Source organism: Hymenobacter arizonensis, assembly GCF_900115775.1.
Classification (GTDB): Bacteria; Bacteroidota; Bacteroidia; order Cytophagales; family Hymenobacteraceae; genus Hymenobacter; species Hymenobacter arizonensis.
Window position 1 is genome coordinate 285880 of the sequence record NZ_FOXS01000003.1, and the last position, 23580, is coordinate 309459.

At 57.4% G+C, this 23580-nt stretch carries 23 protein-coding genes; 6 read left to right on the forward strand and 17 right to left on the reverse strand.

Translation table 11 applies throughout. The features are described 5' to 3' along the window. The first annotated feature begins 60 nt into the window (after positions 1–60). A complete protein-coding gene (locus BMZ66_RS12875; protein ID WP_092673762.1) occupies positions 61–732 on the forward strand; it encodes a hypothetical protein in 672 nt (223 codons plus the stop codon). Positions 733–869: 137 nt separating this feature from the next. Here the strand turns inward: BMZ66_RS12875 and BMZ66_RS12880 are convergent, their stop codons facing one another. The 16 genes from BMZ66_RS12880 to BMZ66_RS12950 form a co-directional block, all read right to left on the reverse strand. Beyond that, complete coding sequence (locus BMZ66_RS12880; protein WP_092673765.1) at positions 870–1487, reverse strand: hypothetical protein; 618 nt, start codon at positions 1485–1487, stop codon at positions 870–872. Positions 1488–1920: 433 nt separating this feature from the next. Further along, positions 1921–3798, reverse strand: a complete 1878-nt coding sequence (locus BMZ66_RS12885; RefSeq protein ID WP_177204713.1) for a VapE domain-containing protein — start codon at positions 3796–3798, stop codon at positions 1921–1923. A 5-nt stretch (positions 3799–3803) separates the two neighbouring features. Then, positions 3804–4430, reverse strand: coding sequence for a BT4734/BF3469 family protein (locus tag BMZ66_RS12890; protein ID WP_177204714.1), 627 nt, complete (start codon positions 4428–4430; stop codon positions 3804–3806). Beyond that, entirely contained in the window at positions 4423–4644 is a 222-nt protein-coding gene (locus tag BMZ66_RS25555) for a hypothetical protein (RefSeq protein ID WP_177204715.1), read from the reverse strand. The genes BMZ66_RS12890 and BMZ66_RS25555 overlap by 8 nt, the downstream gene beginning before the upstream one ends. Positions 4645–4648: 4 nt before the next feature. Beyond that, positions 4649–4945, reverse strand: coding sequence for a helix-turn-helix domain-containing protein (locus BMZ66_RS12895; RefSeq protein ID WP_092673774.1), 297 nt, complete (start codon positions 4943–4945; stop codon positions 4649–4651). 138 nt (positions 4946–5083) lie between these two features. Beyond that, positions 5084–5926, reverse strand: a complete 843-nt coding sequence (locus BMZ66_RS12900) for a hypothetical protein (RefSeq protein WP_092673777.1) — start codon at positions 5924–5926, stop codon at positions 5084–5086. After that, on the reverse strand, positions 5923–6441 hold the full coding sequence (locus BMZ66_RS12905; RefSeq protein WP_092673780.1) for a tyrosine-type recombinase/integrase: 519 nt from the start codon (positions 6439–6441) through the stop codon (positions 5923–5925). The genes BMZ66_RS12900 and BMZ66_RS12905 overlap by 4 nt, the downstream gene beginning before the upstream one ends. A gap of 3 nt (positions 6442–6444) precedes the next feature. Continuing rightward, positions 6445–7179: a phage integrase SAM-like domain and Arm DNA-binding domain-containing protein gene (locus tag BMZ66_RS12910; RefSeq protein WP_092673783.1), complete on the reverse strand. Its 735-nt coding sequence runs from the start codon at positions 7177–7179 to the stop codon at positions 6445–6447. Positions 7180–7621: 442 nt separating this feature from the next. After that, positions 7622–8566, reverse strand: coding sequence for a Rossmann-fold NAD(P)-binding domain-containing protein (locus BMZ66_RS12915; RefSeq protein WP_092673786.1), 945 nt, complete (start codon positions 8564–8566; stop codon positions 7622–7624). A gap of 27 nt (positions 8567–8593) precedes the next feature. Beyond that, positions 8594–9061, reverse strand: a complete 468-nt coding sequence (locus BMZ66_RS12920) for a hypothetical protein (protein ID WP_143080191.1) — start codon at positions 9059–9061, stop codon at positions 8594–8596. Positions 9062–9116: 55 nt separating this feature from the next. Further along, positions 9117–12347 (reverse strand): carbamoyl-phosphate synthase (glutamine-hydrolyzing) large subunit, encoded by a 3231-nt coding sequence (gene carB, locus BMZ66_RS12925; protein WP_092673792.1) that lies wholly within the window; start codon positions 12345–12347, stop codon positions 9117–9119. Between the two features lie 159 nt (positions 12348–12506). Further along, entirely contained in the window at positions 12507–13592 is a 1086-nt protein-coding gene (gene carA, locus BMZ66_RS12930) for a glutamine-hydrolyzing carbamoyl-phosphate synthase small subunit (RefSeq protein ID WP_092673795.1), read from the reverse strand. A 138-nt stretch (positions 13593–13730) separates the two neighbouring features. After that, positions 13731–14873: an aspartate aminotransferase family protein gene (locus tag BMZ66_RS12935; RefSeq protein ID WP_092673798.1), complete on the reverse strand. Its 1143-nt coding sequence runs from the start codon at positions 14871–14873 to the stop codon at positions 13731–13733. A gap of 154 nt (positions 14874–15027) precedes the next feature. Beyond that, complete coding sequence (gene argC / locus BMZ66_RS12940) at positions 15028–16008, reverse strand: N-acetyl-gamma-glutamyl-phosphate reductase (protein WP_092673801.1); 981 nt, start codon at positions 16006–16008, stop codon at positions 15028–15030. Next, positions 15998–17188, reverse strand: coding sequence for an argininosuccinate synthase (argG, locus tag BMZ66_RS12945; protein WP_092673804.1), 1191 nt, complete (start codon positions 17186–17188; stop codon positions 15998–16000). The genes argC and argG overlap by 11 nt, the downstream gene beginning before the upstream one ends. Then, positions 17185–17787, reverse strand: a complete 603-nt coding sequence (locus BMZ66_RS12950) for a GNAT family N-acetyltransferase (RefSeq protein WP_214606996.1) — start codon at positions 17785–17787, stop codon at positions 17185–17187. The genes argG and BMZ66_RS12950 overlap by 4 nt, the downstream gene beginning before the upstream one ends. Before the next feature lie 372 nt (positions 17788–18159). Between BMZ66_RS12950 and argB the strand changes: the two genes are divergently transcribed. The 3 genes from argB (at position 18160) to argH (ending at position 21500) form a co-directional block, all read left to right on the forward strand. Further along, a complete protein-coding gene (argB, locus tag BMZ66_RS12955; RefSeq protein ID WP_234795083.1) occupies positions 18160–18990 on the forward strand; it encodes an acetylglutamate kinase in 831 nt (276 codons plus the stop codon). After that, complete coding sequence (locus BMZ66_RS12960) at positions 18978–20087, forward strand: M20 family metallo-hydrolase (RefSeq protein WP_092673806.1); 1110 nt, start codon at positions 18978–18980, stop codon at positions 20085–20087. Before argB ends, BMZ66_RS12960 begins: the two co-directional genes overlap by 13 nt. A gap of 99 nt (positions 20088–20186) precedes the next feature. After that, on the forward strand, positions 20187–21500 hold the full coding sequence (gene argH, locus BMZ66_RS12965) for an argininosuccinate lyase (RefSeq protein WP_092673809.1): 1314 nt from the start codon (positions 20187–20189) through the stop codon (positions 21498–21500). An 80-nt stretch (positions 21501–21580) separates the two neighbouring features. Here the strand turns inward: argH and BMZ66_RS12970 are convergent, their stop codons facing one another. Then, positions 21581–22003 carry an EamA family transporter gene (locus BMZ66_RS12970; RefSeq protein ID WP_092673812.1) on the reverse strand — a complete coding sequence of 141 codons (423 nt, stop codon included), beginning with the start codon at positions 22001–22003 and terminating at the stop codon, positions 21581–21583. 138 nt (positions 22004–22141) lie between these two features. Between BMZ66_RS12970 and BMZ66_RS12975 the strand changes: the two genes are divergently transcribed. Both BMZ66_RS12975 and BMZ66_RS12980 read left to right on the forward strand, forming a co-directional pair. Next, the gene (locus tag BMZ66_RS12975) at positions 22142–22864 is read left to right on the forward strand and encodes a PD-(D/E)XK nuclease-like domain-containing protein (RefSeq protein ID WP_092673815.1); all 723 of its coding nucleotides are present in this window, start codon (positions 22142–22144) and stop codon (positions 22862–22864) included. Positions 22865–22975: 111 nt separating this feature from the next. Then, on the forward strand, positions 22976–23569 hold the full coding sequence (locus BMZ66_RS12980; RefSeq protein ID WP_092673818.1) for a TetR/AcrR family transcriptional regulator: 594 nt from the start codon (positions 22976–22978) through the stop codon (positions 23567–23569). Positions 23570–23580 lie beyond the last annotated feature (11 nt).

Consider the following 23580-nt stretch of genomic DNA (forward strand, 5'->3'; position numbering starts at 1 on the left):
TAACACTAATCAGAGCTTCCCCACACCTTCTACCTTCCTACAATAGCCAACTAAGTGTTTATGGCCAATGCCAACATAGCAATTTGGATATCAATATTTTCCTTTGCAAGCTCCTTGCTAGTAGTACTAATCACCAGCGCAGTGACGCTGGCCTCCAAGAAAATTGACGCTCAGCAGAAGAAAGACGACCATAACCACGCTCTGCGAACAATTTTCATAGCTCGGAAAGTAGAAGCAGCAGAAAGCGCAATTGCTAAATGGACAACTCACCTAAAACATTGGGTTGTTATTAAGTCAATATATGAAGACATGAAGAGCGGACTTTCCAGTCTGTATACACCGGTAGAAGTTGAATTTAGAAAACAACGTTTGGAAAGGGTTACAGCTAGAAGTGAAGCTGCTTCATTTACAGAGAATGATTCCTTTTATCTTTATTTTGATGCAGAAGAATATCACTTATTCGATAAGACAAGCAAGTCAGAGTTTTATAAGCTAAAAAAGGATATAAATATTTCTGCCGATAAGTCTAACAATGCACTTGATTTATATCGAAAAGCGATAGAGAATGAAGAGGAGGATTTAAAGCAGGCATTGTATGGAGACTACGTAAGCAGCCTTGACGCATATTATGCTAAAATCGAAAAAGTTATTCACTTGATTGACGCCGAATGCAAGCACTTAAGGGCCAATTGCACCACTTTGAGGCAGCACATGAGAGCTTATGATTTATAGCAGCACGCGATAAGGACTCGCGCAACTACTCAGAGGCTTGGGGGTGGGACCGACACCACATGAGGGTCTACGACATGGCTCAATAACCTGGAAAGTTTTACTTATTGCCCATTGTCAGATTTTGAGTACTGCATTATTTATAATTTCCAAAACGCCTCCAACCAAGCACTATGCTTGGGGCTTTTGTCCATAACAGGCGGCGGGTAACCCAGCCGTTTTTGCAGGTTCAGCAGGGCTGCGAACGGACGCGTAGGCTTGCCCTTGTACCAGAGCTTGCGGCGCGGGCGGTCAATCAAGACCTTTTCCAAGGCGTCGTCTTCGGCCTGCTGCCGCGACGAATGCCGAGCACGCTCCGTCACCAACTGCGAGGGATAATAGAGCCGTCCCGGCCCCCACGCCTGGCGGCACATCAGTTCGCCGGTATCGGTATGCAGGTAGAGCGTCGTCGTTCGCAGTCCCGACACGGGGCACACCAGCAGGTAACGGGCCGGGTAGGGATATGATATGGGGCTGACAACCGGCACCAGCTCCAGCCAGTAGGAGTGGGGCTTGCCCCGCCACTCGTACCGCACTTGCAGGTAGGGTTCCGCGACTTCGCTCAGCACTTCGCACGAGATGAAAAGGCGGTGCTGGCCGCCCCACAATAGGTTAAGCGGAGGGCTGCCGGGCTCCAACCCTCCCAGCTTGCGCAGGTGGCGCAGGGAGAGTTGGTAGCAGCTGGTTGTGGTCTGGGCATTTAAACCAATCGGTCGCATAGGGCATGGTCGAAATGAATAGATTATGAGGGGGGTATGATTAAGGATAAAGCAGGAAGGCGGGGTATAGCCGGGCCGTTTTCAGCAGGGGGTGGGCGGAAGCCCGTGGCAGTGGGGCGTTCCAGGCGTTCCAACACCGTTCCAGCAAGGGGAGGGGCATTGGAACGGGCAAAAACCCGCTGCATAATCCCTTACGGCCCCTTTTTTACTCTACTGTTCCACTGTTCCAATGAAAATAGAGTTAATATGTATAGAGAATAAATAAAGAAAATAGGGGTGCATTTATTATTTATTTAACTACTGTATATAGTTGGGAAAACCGTTGGAACGGTGGAACGGTGGAACGGGAGGGCAAAAAACCTGCCCCACGTGCTGGAAAAGGCGTTTTGCCCGTTCCAACGGTGGGGAGAGCCGGTGGAACACCCCTGCTAGCCTACATCATGCCCCACTTCAGCTGAACCCCTGCCAATCCGTTCAGCGGCTTGGCTCCCGCTATGCGCCTTTTATCGCGCTTCACACCCGGCATTTGCAGGAGCTTTTTGCGCACTTCTTCCATGCGGTAGAACCCTTGGCCCTTGCGATGGTCTTTGTACTTGTCCAGTTCCAGGGATATCTCGACCGTGGTCACAAAGTGCTGGGCATTGCCTGTAATTCGTAGGCACTCGGCGATGAACGCATCCTCGGGAGTGTCGGCGGTGAACTGTTCGTCGTTGCGGGCGTTGAAGTTTGTTTTTTCTTCGTCGGTAAAGCGGTAGTCGGCGCCGGTCTTGTACTCGGCTACCACTTGGCCCCATAGCTGGGCTTTGACCACTGCGTCGTAGGCTGCGAAGTTCAGCGGTTCCAGCATGGTAAAGGGCAGGAAACGGCGGCTGCCGGTGGCATCCTTTAAAAATTCGTCGGTGTTCGTGCTCCCACAAAAAGAAGCCGTGCGGGGGTATTGGGCCGTGTTTTGGAACTTCTTATCGGCCTTAATCACGCTTTGGCTCAGCGATGCCTTCATCACGTCCATCTCGGCTTTGCGGTACTGCCCCATCTCATCAAAACATATCAGCAGGTTCTCGCTCATCATCAGCAAGTGCTCCTTGTTGGCAAAGTCAAAGTTTGGCGGCGCGGCAAAGAACTGGTCGTCCCACAGCAGGTTCTGAAAAAAGAAGGTTTTGCCAATCCCCTGCTGGGGCGACACCAGGATAAGGGCATTCTCATTGCGGCAGGTTGAAGAATTGCAATAGGCTTGCGCGACGGTGTTCAGGAGCCACTTCTTGAAGGCAACGGCAAATAGGGGGTCGTTATCGGTCTTTATGCATTTCAGCAGGGCGGCAATGTGGTCCTCCCCATCCTCTTTTTTGTACTGGCTTTCAAGGTAGTCTAGGTGGGTAGTGAGGTAGTTAATTTCGGTATAGCAGTGCGGATTGAATACCGCCTCTATCAGCTTGCGCTTGTCCGTCTTTGTCCCGCCTCGTTCTAAGTCGGACAGGAGCCGGTTCAGGAAAGTCGAACGCTCGTCAAACTCCTTGAGGTCTTTTGGGTCGTCGCTGCCCACCGGGCGGTAATAGTAGGTCCGTTTGCCGGGGTCGTGATAGAAATTCCAGTCCATCGATAAGGCGTCCCGAATATCGTCTTGGGTGGCAGTGCGGCGGTCGTCCTGAATTACCATATTGGAGTTGCCCTGCACGTGGTCCACCACCGTGCGGGCTACCTCTGGGTATTGGGCCAACGGGCCGCTGGGGTGGGTCAGGTTGCTTAATCCTCCGTCCTTTCGTGAGGGGTCTTTCTTGGCTTGCATTACCACCACTGCGGCATTCTCTAGCGCTTCGGTTGGTACGTTGTGCCCCTTGGCCGCTAGCGTCTCCTGTAGCGCTTTAAACCCCTCTTGCCGCCCCTTCTTGCTGGGGCGTCCCCGTTTGGGTTTCGCGGGCAGGGTTATCCCGGCGTCTTTGCACAGTTTGAAGAACGAGGCAATGGTAACGCTGCCGTTCTTCGTTTTTAGGGCGTTCGTGAACTTCTTATCGGCTTCGGCTGGGTCATAGGTGGGATAGCCGCTGCTCATGCGGTGGAAAAGGTCCCGACCGGCTTCCCCCTGGGTAGCTAGGGCAAGGGCCATTTTAAGCCAATCAGGATAAGCTACGGCAATCCGGTGGGGTGTTGCTTCAGCAGCGACAACCAGTTGCTGCACGTCGTCCAGCACGTCGGTAGCAGGGGCGGGGGCTGAAGGTGCAGCAGAGCGTGGCGCAGTGGCCAGCGTGGGAGCCGGGGAGGCCTGTTGAGGTGTAAGGGCGGCAGTTGCGGCCTGTATTTTAGCTAGCTTTCCCATAATCGTTATTGAGTAATCCAGGCGCTCGTGTAGGAAGGATGCAGGTAGGCGGTCGGGTCGTAGGGGATGAAGCATAGCCGGGCCAGATTCTTGCCGGATTCGTCGGCTACCAATCCTAGAACTGGGTACTTGCTGGACAGGTAGTCAGCGTAGATGCGGAAGTTGGTCAGGTAGTCTCCATCGGGGTCAGTCCGTAGAAATGCCTTCACCCCGTTGCCAGTAGGGCTGGTAAACATTAGCATCACATCGTCTCCTATTACCTCATCGGCCGGTAGGGCAGCGCGGGCTTCTCGGACGCTTGGCACCTTGTCGAAGTCCAGCACCACCAAGCCCGAGGGGGCGATTAGGTCGGCATCCCGGCGCGGGTAGTTGAAGCAGCCGACCGGGGTCACGAAGGGCAGCCCGGCTTTGAGCTTTTTCCGTTCGGTTGGGTCGGTGGTAGTGCGTAGGCGTTCGGTCAAAGGGCGGTGCTGCTCCGACGTTATTTCGTCCCACAGTTCGGCCAGCTCCACCGTCTTCGCGGGGCGCGTGTTGGTGATGGGCGGGTTGAAGTAGCTCAGCAGGTGTTCCGGTTGAGCCTGCTGCTGGGCAGTCAAGAACCCTCGGATATCGGCGGGGGTCGCGCTATTCACGGCCGGCCTCCTTCCCGTGGCGTGCGCGGTATTCTGCCAAGGCGTCCGCAATGGCCTTATCAATCAGGGGGAGCGCCCACGGGTGGTGCTCCTTCAGCCAAGCGTTTTGCTCTTCCTCCGTAGGGCCTTTCAGCAAGCCCCTGAAGTAGTTGTATGTATCTTTGGCGTAGCGTCCTGCCACACGCAAAGCGTGGGGCCGTTGGTCTGTTTGCATCAGACTAGCGGCCCTTTTTTGTGCGCTGGAACCCCTGTAGGGCGGTCATCACGTCGGACCGCTTCACGTAGGAGCGGCCCCCCAGCTTGTGGTACTTCAGCAGCCCCAGGCGCTTCCATTCGTGTACCGTTTGCACGGTAACCCCCAGCATGGAGGCAGCTTCCCGAATACTCAGGGGGTCGTCGGTCGGGGGCGCGGCGGCGGGGGTAGGGGCGTTAAGCAGTTCGTGCCGGATTACGGCCCGCACATCGTCAAGCAATTGGGCGTAGGCGACGCCAATCGGAATAATGGCACTATCCATTGTTGTGCAAGTGTGCCAAACCTAAGAGGCCCGGTGCGTTCCGGTCTCTTGTTCAGCATCTTGCACAACGTTACGGAAGGGTGTAGCCCATAGCCAGCGCGGGGCTCTAACTGATGCTATTGGGCTGTAACTGATGCCCTAATGGGTCGGGGCTGCGTCTTTCAGGGCGCGATTGGTGAGCGTATAGAAGTGCTCGGCTATGTCTGTGCTCGTTTTACGAACCTTCGTAACCACTCCGAAATGCAAGGCGACAACGGACACAACCGCTTCCAGCCCCCCTGCCGCCTTAGGTATTGTCTTATCCTGTAACGCTCGGCAAAAACCTGCAAAGGCTCCTTTATCGCCAGCGCAGAACTTTCCGGCAGCGTCAGTCAGTCCCACGGCGCGAGCAAGGACGTTCAGGTTTTCGACGGTAAAGCCCTCGCCTAACACTTGCTCCAACGGGCTCAGGGCGGTAATCTTAACAGGCTTCACGGCCGGGGCTACGGCGCGGCCCTCAAACGCTGCTAAGCAATGCTGGAACCAGTCAATCATTCCCAGCACCCTGCCCACATGGGCCGGAGTGCGGTCTCCGCCGGTTATAACCTCTTCTACAGTCCAATCGAGTTCCCACTTGGTTTCCCCGCCAATAGTGCTGCCGAAGTGTCTATATGAGCCCAACACCTGGCTAATGAGGCCGAGACGTTGCGCTTTGTAGGCGCGGGGGCTAATGGCTTTGGGTTCTTGTACTGCATCTTGCTGGGCGTAGCAGTTATACACAAAGCGACGCATCCACTCTAACTCCAGCAGGGCGCGGCGGGCGCGCCTTTCCCGATTGGCTACAGGACGGTTCGCCCCTCTCAGGCGGTGAAATTTCCTAGCCACATCGGCAACCTGTTGCGTGATGCGGTCCAAATGCTGGTCTTCTAGTTTGTCAATTAGCGGGGCTACGTAAGCATCCCATTGGGCCAGGGTCCGGTATTGGTCGCTCTGATTGCTCATAGGGGCATGGTGTTAAACTTGGCAAATTCTTCCATTACCCGTCCTGCCGACAGGTTCACGTACCGTTGAAAGGATTGGGCCGTGCGGTGGCCGGTAATCATCATCACAAAGCGTTCGGACATGCCCCGGCTCAGGCTGAGGGTAACGAAGGTGCGGCGGGCGGTATGGACGCTCAGCCGCTCGTATTTGGGTGCCGTGGTAACGTCGGCAATGCCGCCCCGGTAGCGTACCACCTCAACCGGGCTATCAATCCCGGCTAGCTGCCCCAGTTCTTTCAGGAAGCGGTTCAGGACCGGATTGGAAATGGGCTGCCCCTTGATGCTGGACAGTTCCCCGGCCAGCACTCGGTTCACCAGGCCCAGGGCGGCGGCGCTCAGCGGTACGTTCACCACGTCGCGGGTCTTCTGGGAGGTAAGGCGCAAATGGGCCGGAACCTTGGCCGTAGCGGGACGCAAATGCCGGGGGTTGATACTGGTTAGGTCGGAGTAGCGCAGGCCCGTGTAGCAAGCCAGCAGGAACTAGGCGCGGGCCTTTTCCAGCCGGGAGCCCACGGGAAGGGGCAACGATTCCAAGGCCAGTAGTTCGGCCTCGCTCAGGGTCAGCACGTCGGGTGGGCGCTGCTTCCACGTTACCTGCCCCAGCGCCGTGCTGGTGGTGTAGCCGCGCTTGGTGGCCCACTTCATAAAAGACTTAAGGCGGGCTAAGTTCTTATTGATGGTGTTGTCCGTTAGCCCGACCTTGTTTAGCAGGTAGTCGGTCCAGCGGTCCCCCACGGTGGGCGTCAGGGTGTCGAAGTCGATGGCGTACCCACTCAAATCGGCAAAGTCCCGCAGGTGCCGGCCGGTAGTGGCGTAGGTACGAGCCGTGCCGGGAACCCCTGACGCTTTGGTATAGGCTACCCATTCGGCGTAGCGGTCCCAGAACGTGGGAACTAGACTGGGGCCTGGCTCGGCTCCGGTTTCCGGCACCGCTAGTGCCCGTAGTTCGTCGGGCGTGGGCAGCGTCCCGGCTCCGGCGTGGGTGTCGTAGCAGGCTTCCAGCCGCTTCGCCAGCAGGTCCAGCCAATCGTTGATTGCCCCGTTACGGGGGTAGCCCCTTGTTAATGCCCGCTGTTCAGTCTTGTCCCATTGCCGGGGGTGAATGGAACGGCCAGCGTAGACCTTCACGCGCTTGCCGGCGAAGCTGAGAAAGGCGAAAATGGGGGTGGGCTTATCAGCAGCCGGGGCCGATAGCAGGAAGGAGGTTTTGGCCATTGGGGAGTGTCCTAAGTAGGACGCAATCTAGGACAAAAAACCCGATTAATCCCGATTGGTCCCGTAGCTATGTTGGCTGGTTAGGGAATTAATAGCCGTTTGGAGGCCATTAAGCGTATATTTGTATCGGAGTGCATACTGTACTTAATAGTAGGTTCGAATCCCAGCGGGATCACAGCAAAAAGCCCCAATCTGGAAACAGGTTGGGGCTTTTTCTTTGGCTTGCGTGGGCTCCAGTTCCGCCTATTAGCGGAAAAAAGCAAAACGTTTTATCATTACTCTTCCTTAGGACTTGCCACTTGATTTTGTATCTGGAAGTATTTGTAGAAGCTACTTGAGGACTTCTGAGCCTGATGATGCCAACCACAGCCCCATACCAACGCACCGCGGCCCTGCAGAAGCTAATTCTGCAGGGCCGCGGTGTTCTATTTAAGAAGCGGTGTTACTTCAGCAGTTCGTGCAACACGGTCTGCATGGATGTGGTACGGTTGCCAGCTTCTTGGATGATGAGCGAACCCGGCGCGTCGAGCACGGCATCTGACACTTCCACGTTGCGGCGTACGGGCAGGCAGTGCAAGAACTTGGCGCCATCCGTCAAAGCCATGTGCTCGGGGGTGAGCATCCAAGTCGGGTCATTGGCTAGCACCTGGCCGTAGTTGCGGTAGCTGCTCCAGTTTTTGGCTTGCACGTAGTCGGCACCTTCCAAAGCCTTTTTCTGGTCGTACTCGATGCGGGCGCCCTTCGTGAATTTGGGGTCCAGTTCATAGCCCTCGGGGTGGGTGATGACGAAGTCGACCCAGTCGATTTCCGAAAACCAATCGCAAAACGAATTGGGCACGCACTGGGGCAGGGCGCGCACGTGCGGGGCCCAGGTGAGCACCACTTTCACCCGTTCTTTCTGCTTGGTCTCGGCTACTGTAATCAGGTCAGCAAATGACTGCAGGGGGTGCAGGGTAGCGCTTTCCAAGCTGATGACAGGCACGGTGGCATATTGCAGAATCTTGTTGAATACCACCTCCTCGTAGTCTTCAGCTTTATCCTTGAGGGTAGGGAAGGTCCTCACGCCCAGCACGTCGCAATACTGGCTCATCACCGCGATGGCGTCTTTGATGTGCTCTTGGGTACCGCCGTTCATCACTGCGCCATCGGCCATTTCCAGGGTCCAGGAATCGGCGCCGGCGTTGAGCACCCAGGCTTGCGCGCCCAGGTTGTAAGCCGCTTTCACGGAGCTGAGGCGGGTTCGCAGGCTGGGGTTAAAAAAGATGAGGCCGACGGTTTTATTGCGCCCGATGTGCTGGTAGCCGTAAGGGTTGGCTTTGATTTCCAACGCTTGTTGGAGCAGGGCTTTGTAATCGCCGGCATCGGCGAAGGAGGTGAAGTTTTTCATTAAATGAATTTTGACAGTTACAGACGGTCAGTGCTGTTCAACCCAGTACTCTCCAACTGTGCCATTGCCAGTCAGCTTAACGACCAAGAAATTGGGGTCAATTGTAGACCAACCAACAGGATACAGCATAATTGTATCTGGTTGGGAATACAAGCGATAAAACTCATTGATACCATCAACAGCTTTCTGTTGATTCTCTCGCTTAAGGTTATCAGAATTAGTAAATGACAGCGAATCTGGAATTACAACGCCTTTGGGAAGCCTTTTCTCGATTCCATCTTTATAAGGTTTGCCGAGCAGGTTTAGAACAGCTTCACGCGACATGCCGGTCTTAAGATGATTTTGCATCAAATCTCCCACCATCTTAGCTCGTGGGTTTCTGGTATCACTCATTTCAGGATTGTCAATCCATACTTCTTGGTTAAACGAAGAGGAGTAATGACAAGCAGTTGTAAAGCACAATATCAGATAGAGAGAGTAGGTAAGTCCGCGCATGAGGTAGATTTTTATTGAGTACTGGAAAATCATACGCGGACTCACAGAGTCCGCGCTACATGGCCTTGTACTCGTTCCAGCTCTTAATTTTCAGGTCCTGCAGCTCCAGGGTGCAGAAGGCTTGAATGAAGGCCTTGGCCAGCCGCGCATTGGTCAGCAGCCCGACGCCGAAATCCACGGCCGTGCGCCGGATTCGGTAGTCGTTATCCAACTCGCCTTTCGAGAGGTTCTTGGGGATGTTGATGACCAGGTCGATTTTCTTCTCCTTCAGGTACGTGAGCACGTTGGGCTCCTGCAGCTCGTCGGGCCAGAACACGAGGCGGCTGGGCAGGCCGTTGTCGGCGAAGAAGCGGTGCGTGCCCTGCGTGGCGTAAATGGTGTAGCCCTTCTTGACCAGCAGCGCGGCGGGCGCGAGCAGCGCCACCTTGGAGAGAATGGGGCCGCCGGAAATCAGCACCGACTGCTGCGGGATTTTATAGCCCACGCTCAGCATCGCTTTCAGCAGCGCTTCCTCGGCCGTGTCGCCCAGGCAGCCGACTTCGCCGGTGCTCACCATGTCCACGCGCAGCACCGGGTCGGCGCCGGGCAGGCGGGTGAAGGAGAACTGCGGGGCCTTCACCCCCACGAAGGGCAGGTCGTAGACCCGCTCGCTCTCGTCGCGCGCCACCAGCTTGCCAAGCAGCACCTGCGTGGCCTTCTGGACGAGGTTGTGGCCCGAGACCTTCGAGACGAAGGGGAAGCTGCGCGAGGCCCGGATGTTGCACTCAATCACGCGGATGACGCCGTTCTTTTCCAGGAACTGGATATTGAACGGGCCGCTGATGGCAAAGCGCCGGGCAATCTGCTCGGCGATGATTTTCAGCTTGCGGATGGTGCCCACGTACACCCGCTGGGGCGGGTAGTACATGGTGGCGTCGCCGGAGTGCACGCCGGCAAACTCCACGTGCTCGGAAATGGCGTAGCTCACGATGTCCCCCTTGTTGGCCACGGCGTCGAGTTCGATTTCCTTGGCTTCCTGGATGAACTCGGACACGACCACGGGGTAGTCGTCGCTCACGCGCACGGCGGTTTGCAGGAAGGCTTCCAGCTCGGCCTCGTTGGACACCACGTTCATGGCGGCGCCCGAGAGCACGTAGCTCGGGCGGATGAGCACGGGGAACCCGACGTCCTGGACAAAGGCGAACATGGCCTCGAGCGAGGTCAATTCTTTCCAGCGCGGCTGGGCGATGCCCAGCTCGTCGAGGATGCGGGAGAACTTGTGGCGGTTTTCGGCCTCGTCGATGCGGGCCGGGGCGGTGCCCAGGACGGGGGCCTGGGCGGCGGCCAGGCGCGTGGCCAGGTTGTTGGGAATCTGCCCGCCGGTGGAGAGCACCACGCCGGTGGGCTGCTCGAACTCGAGGATGTCCAGCACCCGCTCGAAGCTCAGCTCCTCGAAATACAAGCGGTCCGAGACGTCGTAGTCGGTCGAGACGGTTTCGGGGTTGTAGTTGATGATAATCGTTTTGTAGCCTTCGGCGGCGGCCGTCTGCACGGCCTGCACGCCGCACCAGTCGAACTCGACCGAGGAGCCGATGCGGTACACGCCCGAGCCGAGCACCACCACCGACTGGGCGGGTTCGGGCGCCAGGTCGTGCTCGGTGCCGTGGTAGGTGGTGTAGAGGTAGTTGGTCTGGGCCGGAAACTCGGCCGCCAGCGTGTCGATTTGCTTGACGACGGGCACGACGCCCAGGGCCTGGCGGCGGGCGCGCACGAGCAGCTCGTCGGCCTTCACGTCGCCCTCGCCGAGCAGCTTCACCGCAATTTGCTGGTCCGAGAAGCCAGCTTTCTTGGCCTCGCGCAGCAGGGCCGTTTCCAACCCGGCCAAGCCATTGGGGCGGCCGGTGGCGAGCTGATTGCCCAGTTGAAAAATGGTGTACAGGCGCTGCAAAAACCAGTGGTCGATGCGCGTGAGGGCGTGCACTTGCTGGATGGTGTAGCCCGCTTCGAACGCGTCGTTGATGGCGAAGATGCGCTCCTCGTTGGGCTCGTTGAGCAACTGGTCGAGGGTGGCGGCGTCGACGGGTTCGGGCCGGTTGGCCACGAAGCCGCGCTTGCCGGTGTCGAGCATGCGCAGGCCCTTTTGCAGGGCTTCCTCGAAGGACTTGCCGATGGCCATCACCTCGCCCACGCTCTTCATGGCCGAGCCAATTTGCCGGTTCACGCCCGCGAACTTGCCCAGGTCCCAGCGCGGCAGCTTGACCACGACGTAGTCCAGGGCCGGCTCGAAAAAGGCCGAGGTGGTCTGCGTGACGCTGTTTTTCAGCTCCGACAACGCGTAGCCCAAACTCAGCTTGGCGGCCACGAAGGCCAGCGGGTAGCCCGTGGCCTTCGAGGCCAGGGCCGAGGAGCGCGAGAGGCGCGCGTTGACCTCAATCACGCGGTAGTCCTCGGAGTGCGGGTCGAGCGCGTACTGGATGTTGCACTCGCCGACGATGCCCAGGTGGCGGATGGTCTCGATGCCGAGGCGGCGCAGCTTATGGTACTCGCGGTTGCTCAGCGTCTGCGAGGGGGCCACCACGATGCTCTCGCCGGTGTGGATGCCGATGGGGTCGAAGTTCTCCATGTTGCAGACCGTGATGCAGTTGTCGTACTGGTCGCGCACCACCTCGTACTCCACTTCCTTCCAGCCCTTGAGCGACTCTTCCACCAGAATCTGGTCGGAGGTCGTGAAGGACTGCTGGGCCAGGGCCCGCAGCTCCTCCCGGTTATTGGCGAAGCCGCTGCCCAGCCCGCCGAGGGCAAACGCGGCCCGCACGATGATGGGGAAGCCGATGGTCTCGCCCGCGGCCAGGGCGGCGTCCAGCGTCGTCACGGCCACGCTGCGGGCCGTGAGCACGCCAATCTGGGCGAGCTTGTCCTTGAAGATGTCCCGGTCCTCGGTGTCGATGATGCTCTGCACGGGCGTGCCGAGCACCCGCACCCCGTATTGCTCAAAGACGCCGGCGCGGAACAGGGCCACGGCGCAGTTCAGGGCCGTCTGCCCGCCGAAGGCCACCAGGATGCCGTCGGGCCGCTCCTTTTTGATGACTTCCTCCACGAAGTAGGGCGTCACGGGCAGGAAGTACACCTCGTCGGCCAGGCCCTCCGAGGTCTGCACGGTGGCGATGTTGGGGTTGATGAGGACGGTGCGGATGCCTTCCTCTTTCAGGGCCTTGAGCGCTTGGGAGCCGGAGTAGTCGAACTCGCCGGCTTCGCCGATTTTCAGGGCCCCGGAACCGAGGACGAGCACGTTGGTGGGTTTGGTCATGCTAAGGATTGGGTAACCGGCCGGTTGGGCCGTGTTCAAAAGCGAGTTGGTTCAATCACCTGTCCTGCAGGGCGCCGCGCCGCGCGTGCTGCTACTATTCCAGCAGAGGGAGGCCGCATTGCCCGCGCGAGGCGGCGCGGCGCCCTGCAGGACCGTTGTTTACTTCGAATGAGTGGCTTTGTACTGAGCCACCGCCGCCAAAAAATCATCGAAGAGAAACTCCGTGTCCTGCGGCCCGCCGGCGGCCTCGGGGTGAAATTGCGTCGAAAAGAACGGCTTGGTCTGGTGCTTAATACCCTCACAAGTGCCGTCATTTAAATTCTCAAAGAGCACGGTCCACTCGGCGGGCAGCGTGGCCGGGTCCACCGCGAAGCCGTGGTTCTGGCTGGTGATGTAGCAGCGCGGGGTGCCGGTGAGCCGCACGGGCTGGTTGTGGCTGCGGTGGCCGTACTTGAGCTTGAACGTGTCGCCGCCCGCCGCCAGGCCCATGAGCTGGGAGCCGAGGCAGATGCCGAAGATGGGCTTGTCCTGCTGCAAGGCCGTTTGCAGGTGGCCGATGGTGGCCGCGCACCGCTTCGGGTCGCCGGGGCCGTTGCTCAAAAACAGGCCGTCGTAGTCCAGGGTGTTAAAATCGTAGTCCCAGGGCACGCGGATGAGTTCGACGTCGCGCTCCAGGAAGCAGCGGATGATATTGGTTTTGGTGCCGCAGTCCACCAGCACGATTTTGTGCTGGCCGGTGCCGTAGTGCCGCACGCCGGGCGGGCTAACCTGCGCCACCAGGTTGTCCTGGTTGGGGTCGTGGAAAGGCACGTCGTCGGCGGCCACGATTTTGCCCAGCAGGGCGCCTTTTTCGCGCAGCTTCTTGGTGAGCAGGCGGGTATCGACGTTGAAAATGCCGGGGATGTTGTACTCCTTGAGCCAGTCGCCGAGGCTTTTGGCCGCGTTCCAGTGGCTGTGCTCCTCGGAATAGTACGTGACGACGAGGCCGGCAATGTGCACCTGGTCGGACTCGAAAATCTTGGAAATCGACTCGTAGAGCTCCTCGCCGGGCACGCCGTAGTTGCCCACCATGGGGGTGGTGAGCACCAGAATCTGGCCGGCGAAGGACGGGTCCGTCAGGTTTTCGGGGTAGCCGGTCATGGCCGTGCTGAACACGACTTCGCCCGCGACCGAAGTATAGGCCCCGAAGGAAGTGCCCTCGATTTCGGTGCCGTCTTCGAGGATGAGTTTTGCTGTTTGGGTCATGTTCTGTTTCTGTTAGGATGTAGAGACGCGACACTTGGCTACGCCGACCTGCGGTTCGCGTCTGAATCGTTGCTGACGTTGTTTTGACCCCGTTTTCTGGTAGGGTCGTTCAACGTAGAGACGCGAGGTGTCGCGTCTCTACACCGTTCTGGCTTCGGTGGCTACCAGTGCATACAGCGCCTGCAAAAACCGGTCGACTTCGGCCCGCGTGATATTCAGCGGTGGCAGTAGCCGGAGCACCGTAGGGTCGGAGGCATTGCCCACGAAAATATGGTGCTCGTTCAGCAGCTTGTCGCGGATTTCCTTGATGGGAAAGTCGTATTTGATGCCCACCATCAGTCCACGGCCGCGAATTTCTTCAGCGCCGGCGTTGGCTTCCAGTTCGGTGCGGAGGTACTGGCCCAGCTCGGTAGCATGCGTCAGCAGGCTCTCGTGTTCAATAACCTCCAGCACTGCCAAGGCTGCGGCGCAGGCCAGGTGGTTGCCGCCAAAGGTGGTGCCCAAGAGGCCATAAGAGGCTTTTAAAGCCGGCGAAATCAGGATGCCGCCAATTGGGAAGCCATTGCCCATGCCTTTGGCCACTGAGATGACATCGGGCCGGATGCCGGCGTGCTGGTGCGCGAAGAACTTGCCGCTCCGGCCGTAGCCGCTCTGCACTTCATCGGCAATCAGGAGCACGTTGTGGGCCCCGCACAGCAGGGATAGGCCCACCAGAAAATCATCGGAGGGCATAATGATGCCGCCCACGCCCTGAATCGGCTCCACAATAACGGCGCACACGTCGCCGCCCTGCAGGATTTTGGCTACCGCTTTCAGGTCGTAATCGACGAAAGAGATGGCGTGGCCGGCATTAAAGGGAGCTACAATTTTGGGGTTGTCCGTGGCTGCTACTGCGCCGGAGGTACGGCCGTGAAAAGCGCCTCTGAACGCCACCACCCGGGTTTTGCCGGTGTGGAAGGAAGCCAGCTTCAGCGCATTTTCGTTGGCCTCGGCACCCGAGTTGCACAGAAACAAAGTGTAGTCCTCGTAGCCCGAAACCTGGCCCAGCTTGTGCGCCAGCTCCTGCTGAATCGGAATTTGCACCGAGTTGGAGTAGAAGCCGATGTTCTGCAGCTGCTCGGTGAGGCGATGCACGTAGTGCGGGTGGCTGTGGCCGATGGAAATAACGGCGTGGCCGCCGTAGAAGTCCAGGTATTCCTGGCCCTGGTCGTCCCACAGCTTGGCGCCAAGGGCCTTTACCGGCGTGATGTTGACGAGCGGATAAACGTTGAAAAGCTCCATTGTTTTTTTGAGCTACTTAAGCTGAAGTAAAACGTCATGCCGAGCGCAGCCGAGGCATCTCGCGTGCATTACTAAATCAATTGTTGAAACGAGTTTGATTGCTACCACAAGCGAGATGCCTCGGCTACGCTCGGCATGACGGTCAGATAGTGGATTACAAAAGCCCGGCCTTCAAATGCAAGCCCGTTGTCTCCGGCAATCCAAAAATCAAATTCATGTTCTGCACCGCTTGGCCGGACGCACCCTTCACCAGGTTGTCGATAGCCGAGGTGATGAGTAGCTGCTTGCCGAATTTCTGCACGTGCAGCAAGCATTTGTTGGTGTTCACCACTTGCTTCAGGTGAATTTCCTTGTCTGATACCGTCGTGAACGGGGCGTCGGCGTAGAAATCTTTGTACAGCTGACGGGCTTCGTCCTGCGTCAAATCCGACGGCGTGTAGACGCTGGCGAAAATGCCCCGCGAGAAATTGCCGCGGTAGGGCACGAAGTGGATGTCGCCATCTAGTTGCGGCTGCAGCTGCGCCAGGCTCTCGCCGATTTCGCCGAGGTGCTGGTGCGTGAAGGGCTTGTAGATGGACACGTTGTTGGTGCGCCACGAAAAGTGCACCGTCTCCGACAAGCTCTGACCCGCGCCAGTCGAGCCAGTGATGGCCGATACGTGCACGTCTTCCGTCAGCTTGTTTGCTTGCGCCAGCGGCAGCAACGCCAGTTGAATGGCCGTGGCAAAGCAGCCCGGGTTGGCAATGTGCTGGGCCTGCTGGATGCGGCGCTTGTTCAATTCCGGTAGGCCGTACACGAATTCGCGTTCATCAAATTCCCGGTCAGCTTCCAAGCGGAAATCGTTGCTCAGGTCGATGATGTGCGTGGTGGCGGGCAAGGCATTCTTCTGCAGGAACGCGCTGGAGTTGCCGTGGCCGAGGCACAGGAATACCACGTCCTCGTCGCCGGCCAGCTCGGAAGCAAACACCAGCTCGGTGTCGCCCACTAGGTCGTCGTGCACCTGGTGCACGGGGTTGCCCGCGTTGGAAGAGCTGACAATAGCGCCCAGCTCGGCGAACTCGTGGTGTAGCAGAATGCGGATGAGCTCGCCCGCCGTATAACCGGCGCCGCCGACGATGCCGACCTTAATTTTCATCGTGGAGGCTGGCGCTAATTTTCAGCTGGTTGCCGAAAATCTTGATGAAACCCTTGGCGTCGCGCGAATCCCAGGCGTTGTTTTCCTCGCCGTAAGTCGCCACTTTCGACTGCATCATGTCGTACTTCGACTCAATGCCCAGCAGCTCGAACTGATACGGCTTGAGATTGACGAAAACGGTGCCCGACACGTGGTTTTGCGACGATTCCAGGAAGGCTTCCATGTCACGCATCACCGGGTCGAGGTACTGGGCCTCGTGCAGCAGCGTGCCGTACCAGTTGGCGATGTAGTCTTTGTGCAGCAATTGCCAGCGGGTGCTGGTGTGCTTCTCCAGCAAATGGTGCGCTTTGATGAGGATGAGCGGCGCCGGTGCCTCGAAGCCCACGCGGCCCTTGATGCCCAGAATGGTGTCGCCCACGTGCGTGTCGCGGCCAATGGCGAAGGCCGAGCCCAGCTCATTTAGCTTTTGAATCAGCTCCACGGGAGGCAGCGTTTCGCCGTTCAGCGCCACGGGCTCGCCTTTTTCGAAGGTGATTTCCACACGCTCCGAATCGTGGCGCTGCAGCTGCGATGGATAGGCGCTTTCAGGCAAGGCTTCGTGCGAGGTCAGCGTTTCGACGCCGCCCACGCTAGTACCCCAGATGCCTTTATTAATAGAATAACGCGCCTTTTCCCAGCTCATTTCGAAGCCCTGCTTTTGCAGGTATTCAATCTCGGCTTGGCGCGACAATTTAAGGTCGCGGATGGGCGTCAGAATCTCCGTTTTGGGCGAGATAACCGAAAAAGCCACGTCGAAACGCACCTGGTCGTTGCCAGCGCCGGTGCTACCGTGCACGATGTAATCGGCCTCGTTGGCGCGGGCGTATTCGGCTATGGCCAGCGACTGAAACATGCGCTCCGCACTCACCGAAAGGGGATAGGTGTCGTTTTTCAACACGTTGCCAAACAGTAGGTAGCGCAGGCAGTCCTGGTAAAACCGGTCGGTCACGTCAATGACTTCGTGCTTCACTGAGCCCAGCTCGTAGGCGCGCTTCTCGATGCCAGTCAGCTCCTCGGCCGAGAAGCCGCCGGAGTTGACAATGACGGTGTGCACTTCGAGGTTTAGCTCACGCGACAAATACACTGCGCAAAACGACGTGTCGAGGCCGCCGCTGTAGGCTAGGATGGCTTTTTTCTTCATGATGCAGAATCGGGAGAAACGGGTAATTGGTCTTGGGTAACGGCGGCAAAGTCGGGCACCTGAATTTGAACCAGCGGTGCGTTGGCGTCGAACACCATGCCCGTGCACAAGCACATTTTACGCTCATTTTCCATCAGGATGCCGTAGTTCTTGCAGCTTTTGCAGCCTTTCCAGAAATCTTCGCTGCTGGTCAGCTCCGAGAACGTGACCGGCTTGTAGCCGAGCTCGGTATTAATTTTCATTACCGCCAAGCTGGTGGTAATGCCGAAGATTTTGGCGTTGGGGTATTTCGAGCGCGAGAGGTTGAATACGCCTTGCTTAATAGCCCGGCCCACACCGCTCTTCCGAATTTCAGCATTTACCACGAGGCCGGAGTTCACCACAAACGTGTTGTCCTCGAACGTCTCGATGTAACAGAAACCCGCCAGCTCGCCGTCGACGAAAGCGATGATGCTGTCGCCGTTGGCCATTTTTTTGGCCACGTAGGCTGGCTCGCGCTTGGCGATGCCCGTGCCGCGCGTTTTAGCCGACTCGATGTACCACTGACATAATTGGTCAGCGTACTGAGCGTCCGCTGCCGTTGCAACCCGAATTATCATTGTTGATTAAGGACTTAGGGATAGATGCGCGGCTGTCCGGACACACGCTTCCGGCGTGTGATTCCTGCTAAAGCCCAAACCTGTCTGTAAGTGGTGAGCGGATACTTGCCCGGCTCAAAAGGGCTGGCCAAGGGGCCAACATGCGGCTGCTGAAGCCGCTAGGGTCGTCGCACCAATGCACAGGCGGTTTTGCACACACCAGCCACGCCCGGCCATGCGGCGGGAACGAGCGAAGTAGGCAAACAAACCGAGACGGTCATGGCGGAAAAATATTGGTTTGGACGCTTTAACGAGGGTCCGTACCAAGTGGTTCAATTCTGCCGCAAATGTAAAAGCCCCTACTTTTGCGTGCAACGTTTCCCATATTAATTTTTGAATCAGCCGCTCGCCACGCCGGGCTTGAGCGCAGACCAAGCACCCATGAAGCCCCAGCTGAAAATATTTAAAATAGGTGGCGGTATTATCGACCACGCACCGGATTTGCTGGAGTTTCTGCGGCTATTTGCCAAAGTAAGCGGGCCGAAAATACTGGTCCACGGCGGCGGCAAAGGCGCCAGCGACATGATGGCCAGCTTAGGCATTACCCCGCGCATGCTCAACGGCCGACGCATCACCGACGAAGTCACCCTCGACATCGTAACGATGTTCTACGCCGGCAAAACCAACAAGCAGATAGTGGCCGTGCTGCAAAGCCTAGGGGTTAACGCGCTGGGCCTCACCGGCGCCGATGGCAACGTGATTCTGGCCACCAAACGCCCCGTGCGAGAAGTGGATTATGGGTTTGTGGGCGACCTGAATGAGGAAAGCATCAACGTGGGCCTGATTCATCAGCTGTTGACTCTGGGAATAACGCCGGTCTTTTGCCCCATCAACCACGACGGGAAGGGCCAGTTATTAAATACCAACGCCGATACCATTGCGGCCTCAGTAGCCAAGGCGCTGAGTAGGCAGTATGCCGTGGAGCTGCATTTTTGCTTTGAGAAGCGCGGAGTATTGACTGATGTAGCGGATGAAAAATCGGTTATTTCTAAAATTAACCTGTTCGATTACGCCGAATTAAAAGAAAGCGGAATTATTGCCGACGGCATGCTTCCCAAATTAGAAAATGCTTTTGATGCCTTACAATTTGGGGTCGATAAAGTAATTATTGAGCACGCGCTTTTTATTGATGAAGCGTTAAAAACGGAATTATGCCTGACGTAATTAGCCAGCTCAGCGATGACGCCATAGCGCTATTGATTCGGCTAATTCAGACGCCTTCTTTTTCGCGGGAAGAAGCCGACACAGCCACGCTGATTCAGGAGTTTCTGACGGCCCATGGCGTGTTGGCAAACCGCCAAGACAACAACGTATGGGCTGTTTCGCAGCATTTCGACGCGGATAAGCCAACGGTTTTGCTCAATTCACATCACGACACCGTGAAGGCCGGGGCCGGGTGGAATTATCCACCTTTTGGTGCCGTATTGGAAGGTGATAAACTGATAGGATTAGGTAGCAACGACGCGGGTGCTTCGGCAGTGAGTTTATTGGCCGTGTTTTGCTATTTCTACAACAAGCACAATGCATTTAATTTAATTTGCGCCATTACTGCAGAAGAGGAAATATCGGGCGCGAAAGGCATCAGAAGCGTGCTGCCACAATTCGGCAAAATTGACGTGGGAATAGTAGGCGAACCTACTGGAATGAACCTCGCCATTGCCGAAAAAGGCCTAATTGTGCTGGATGCAACTGCCCATGGCAAAACCGGTCACGCCGCCCGCGAGGAAGGCGAAAACGCCCTTTACAAAGCACTGGATGACATTGCTTGGTTGCGGCAATACCAGTTTCCGGAAGTGTCACCGCTGCTGGGCCCGGTGAAGATGACGGTCACGCAGATTACGGCCGGCCAGCAACACAACGTGGTGCCCGACCGCTGTCAGTTTGTGGTGGACGTGCGCACCAATGAGCTGTACCAAAACCAGGAAATTGTCGATATCATTCGGGCTAATGTGCAGTCCGAAATAGTGCCCCGCTCCACCCATCTTAATTCTTCCAGCATCAGCGAAAACCACCCGCTAGTGCGCAAAGGAGTGGCTATGGGCAAGCAAGTGTACGGCTCGCCCACACTGTCGGACCAGTCGATGATGCCCTTTGAAACCCTGAAAATGGGACCGGGGGAAAGCGCCCGTTCGCACACGCCGGATGAATTTATTCTGGTAAGTGAAATACGGGCTGCTATCCAGGATTATATCACGTTACTCACTGACCTCGACGCGCAAAGTTTCGCAACGTTTGGAAAGCAAGTCTCGCAAGGTTTTTAATTCTGGAATACAGTCTTCTTCGTTGACTTTAATTAATAAAAGGTGCTCGCTGAACCACACTTGGCGAGACTTGATTTACACTTTGCGAGACTTTGCGCTATGAAGATTTGGGAAAAAGGATTTTCTGTTAACGAAACCATCGAAAAATTCACGGTGGGGCAGGACCGGGAATTGGATATGCACCTCGCGCAATTCGACATGCTCGCCTCCAAGGCCCAAGCTAATATGCTGGCCAAAGTAGGTTTGCTGTCGGAAGAAGAGCGGGTGCAGCTGATAACGGGGCTTGACGAGCTGCTTGGGCAGGTGGCCGCCGGAACGTTTCAAATTGAAGCCGATTTTGAGGACGTGCACTCCAAAATTGAGCATTACCTGACCGAGAAATTTGGCGATGCTGGCAAGAAAATCCACACGGCCCGCTCGCGCAACGACCAAGTGCTTACCGCCATTCAGCTGTTTCTTAAAGACTACACGGAGCAGATTGCCGCCAAAATGCTGGCGCTGACTGAAGTGCTGCTGCAGAAGGCAGAAGTGCACCAGGGCGATTTATTGCCCGGCTACACGCATTTCCAGGCGGCCATGCCGAGCAGCTTTGGCCTGTGGTTTACGGCCTACGCCGAACATCTGCTGCTGGACTTGAGCTTGTTTGAAGCCGCACACCAAGTTGCCGACCAAAACCCGCTGGGTTCGGGGGCAGGCTTTGGCAGCAGCTTCCCCATCGACCGTGAGATGACGACTTGGGAAATGGGCTTCGGCAACGTGGCCGTGAGCGCCGTGGGCGCCCAAATGCTGCGCGGTAAAACCGAAAAAACGCTCGCCTTTGCCATTGCCGGCGCGGCTGGCACGCTGGGCAAGCTGGCGTATGACTTGGTGCTCTACAACAGCCAGGACCTGGGCTTTGTGACTTTGCCAAAGGAGTTCACGACGGGCTCCAGCATCATGCCGCACAAGAAAAACCCGGACGTGTTTGAGCTGGTGCGGGCCCACGCCAACCGCCTGCAGGCGCTGCCCAACGACATTATTCTGGCCACCAGCAACCTGCCCAGCGGCTACCACCGCGACTTTCAGCTACTGAAGGAGCTGCTCTTCGGGCCCATGATGCAGTTTGCCAACCTGCTCGATATTCTGCTGTTTGCCCTGCCCGAAATCAAGATTAAATCAGGGGTAATTGACCAGGCCAAATACGACCCGATTTTCTCGGTTGAGAACATCAACCAATTAATTATTGCCGGGGTGCCGTTTCGAGATGCGTATCAGCAAGTGGGGCGGGCCGTGGAGGACGGCAGCTACGTGCCACACCGGGAATTTCAAACCACTCACCTTGGTAGTATTCATAATCCGGGGTTGAAAGAGGTGGCCGATAAAATCGCGCGTGTGAGGAATCACAGTGTCTTATTTGCGGGGAGCCAGCGGTAGCTGTTAAATGCTGGAAAGGCTGCTGCTAAGAAGCAGGGGAGGTGCGTAGCTAAGGTTATTGGGGCCGATACGCCCAGGCCTTAAGACCACACCAGCACAAGTGTGCCCGTTAGGATGAGGCCAGCGCCTAGCAGCCCCCGGGCAGAGATTGACTCGCCTAGAAACACGAAAGCCATTACCAGCGCCAATGCCACACTCAGCTTGTCGACGGGCGCTACTTTGCTTACCGGGCCAAGCTTGAGGGCCCGAAAATAACACAGCCACGAAGCGCCGGTGGCCAACCCCGAAAGGACCAGAAAAAGCCAGGCGCGGCCCGAAAGGTCCGGCAAGCCTGCTGTGGCTCCTCGGGCAAAGGCGATGCCCCAGGCCAGCACCAAAATAACGACGGTGCGAATGGCCGTGGCCAAGTCAGAGTCAACGCCCTTGATGCCAATTTTGGCGAAAATGGCCGTGAGGGCAGCAAACAAGGCTGCTAGCAGAGCGTAGGGAATCCAGGGAGCCATGGCGGAAAAATTAATGAAACAGCCAAACGCGCAACGCGCTGTGGGGGAGTACGCACCCCGCTGCAAAACTGCCGGCTGGTGGTGTTCGTAGCCTCTAAGCGGAGCCTTTATGTGCTTTTATCTGTTACCTTTTCATCTATGCCCGACTCTGCTCTTCCGTTCCGCCGCCCCGACCTACTGCGCCTTGACTACGACACTTACCGTGCTCTGCCGGCCATCGCCAACTCCGACCTCTCGCGCCTGCGCGATGCCTTGGATGGCCGGCCGCCGCGCCCCCACACCAGTTCCAACGAAGGCGCCTTGAGCTTCGGCACCGCGTTTCATACGGCCCTGCTCGAACCCGACGACTACGTAGCAGGCCAGCCCGGTTTGAACGATACGCTGGTGTGGTGGCTGGTGGAAGGCGTTAAGATGAACACCCAACTGGCCGAGCTGCTGACCCTGGGTGTTCCCGAAATCAGCGTGCTGTTCACGGAGCCCGAAACCGACACCCTGTGCAAGCTGCGCGCCGACCTGGTGGTGGACCAGCCGGACCAGCCATTTACTATCATCGATTTCAAAACCACCATGGCCCGTGACGCCGACCACTTCCTGTGGCAGTGCTCGGCTTATGACTACGACCGGCAGGCCGCCTTCTATACCGATGCCCTTCGGGCCGAGCGTTTCCTGCTGGTGGGCGTGCAGAAAGTGGAGCCCTTCAGCGTGTTTACTATTGAAGTGAGCGAACAAATGCTGGCGGAAGGCCGCACCAAATACCACCGGCTGCTGCGCTTGCTGAAGGCGCCGGCCACCGCGCCGACCTACCGGGCCGAGGCTGTGCAGGCCGCCGTCGACGCTTTGGGACTGCAGTCGGAAGAATAATTTCCGGCTAGCTTTTGAAATAATTTGCCCTTCTCCACCCCGAGAAGGGCTTTTTTGTGTCAAAGGAATAAAGCTTACTTATTAGTTAGTAAGTAGTATCTTTGTCGCATTATGATGAGCCAAGCTACGACAGTTTCTGTTGCCCCCGACACCCGCACGCGCATTCTCGACCTGGCCGAAAACCTGTTGCTGGAGCGGGGGTACAATGCATTCAGCTACCAACATATTGCCCGCGAGCTGGGCGTGAAGCCGGCTGCCATTCACTATCACTTCCCTAGCAAAGACGACTTGGGCACGGCCGTTGTGGCGCGTCAACTCAGGCGCCTGCGCAAGTGGCGCGACTTGCCCCGCGTGGCCGACTTGCCCCCGACGGAGCAGCTGGAAGCCATTTTTAAGGTATATGACAGCCACGTGCGCCAGGAGCGCCGCGTGTGCTTGTTTGGCGCGCTGGCCGCCGATTTCCTAACGCTGCCAACCCCGATGCAAGCCGAGCTCCGCACCTTCAACGGGGAGTTGACGGCGTGGCTGGCCCAGGTGCTGGCTGTTGGGAAGGCCACCGGAGCGTTGCGGTTTATGGGCAGTCCGTCGGCCAAGGCGGTGCAGGTGCTCACCACGCTGGCGGGCGCTCTGCAGGTGGCTCGCGTGCACGACGAGACCCATTTCCATACCATAGTGGGACAGCTACGGCTGGAACTGCTGGTGTGAAACAAGCATAT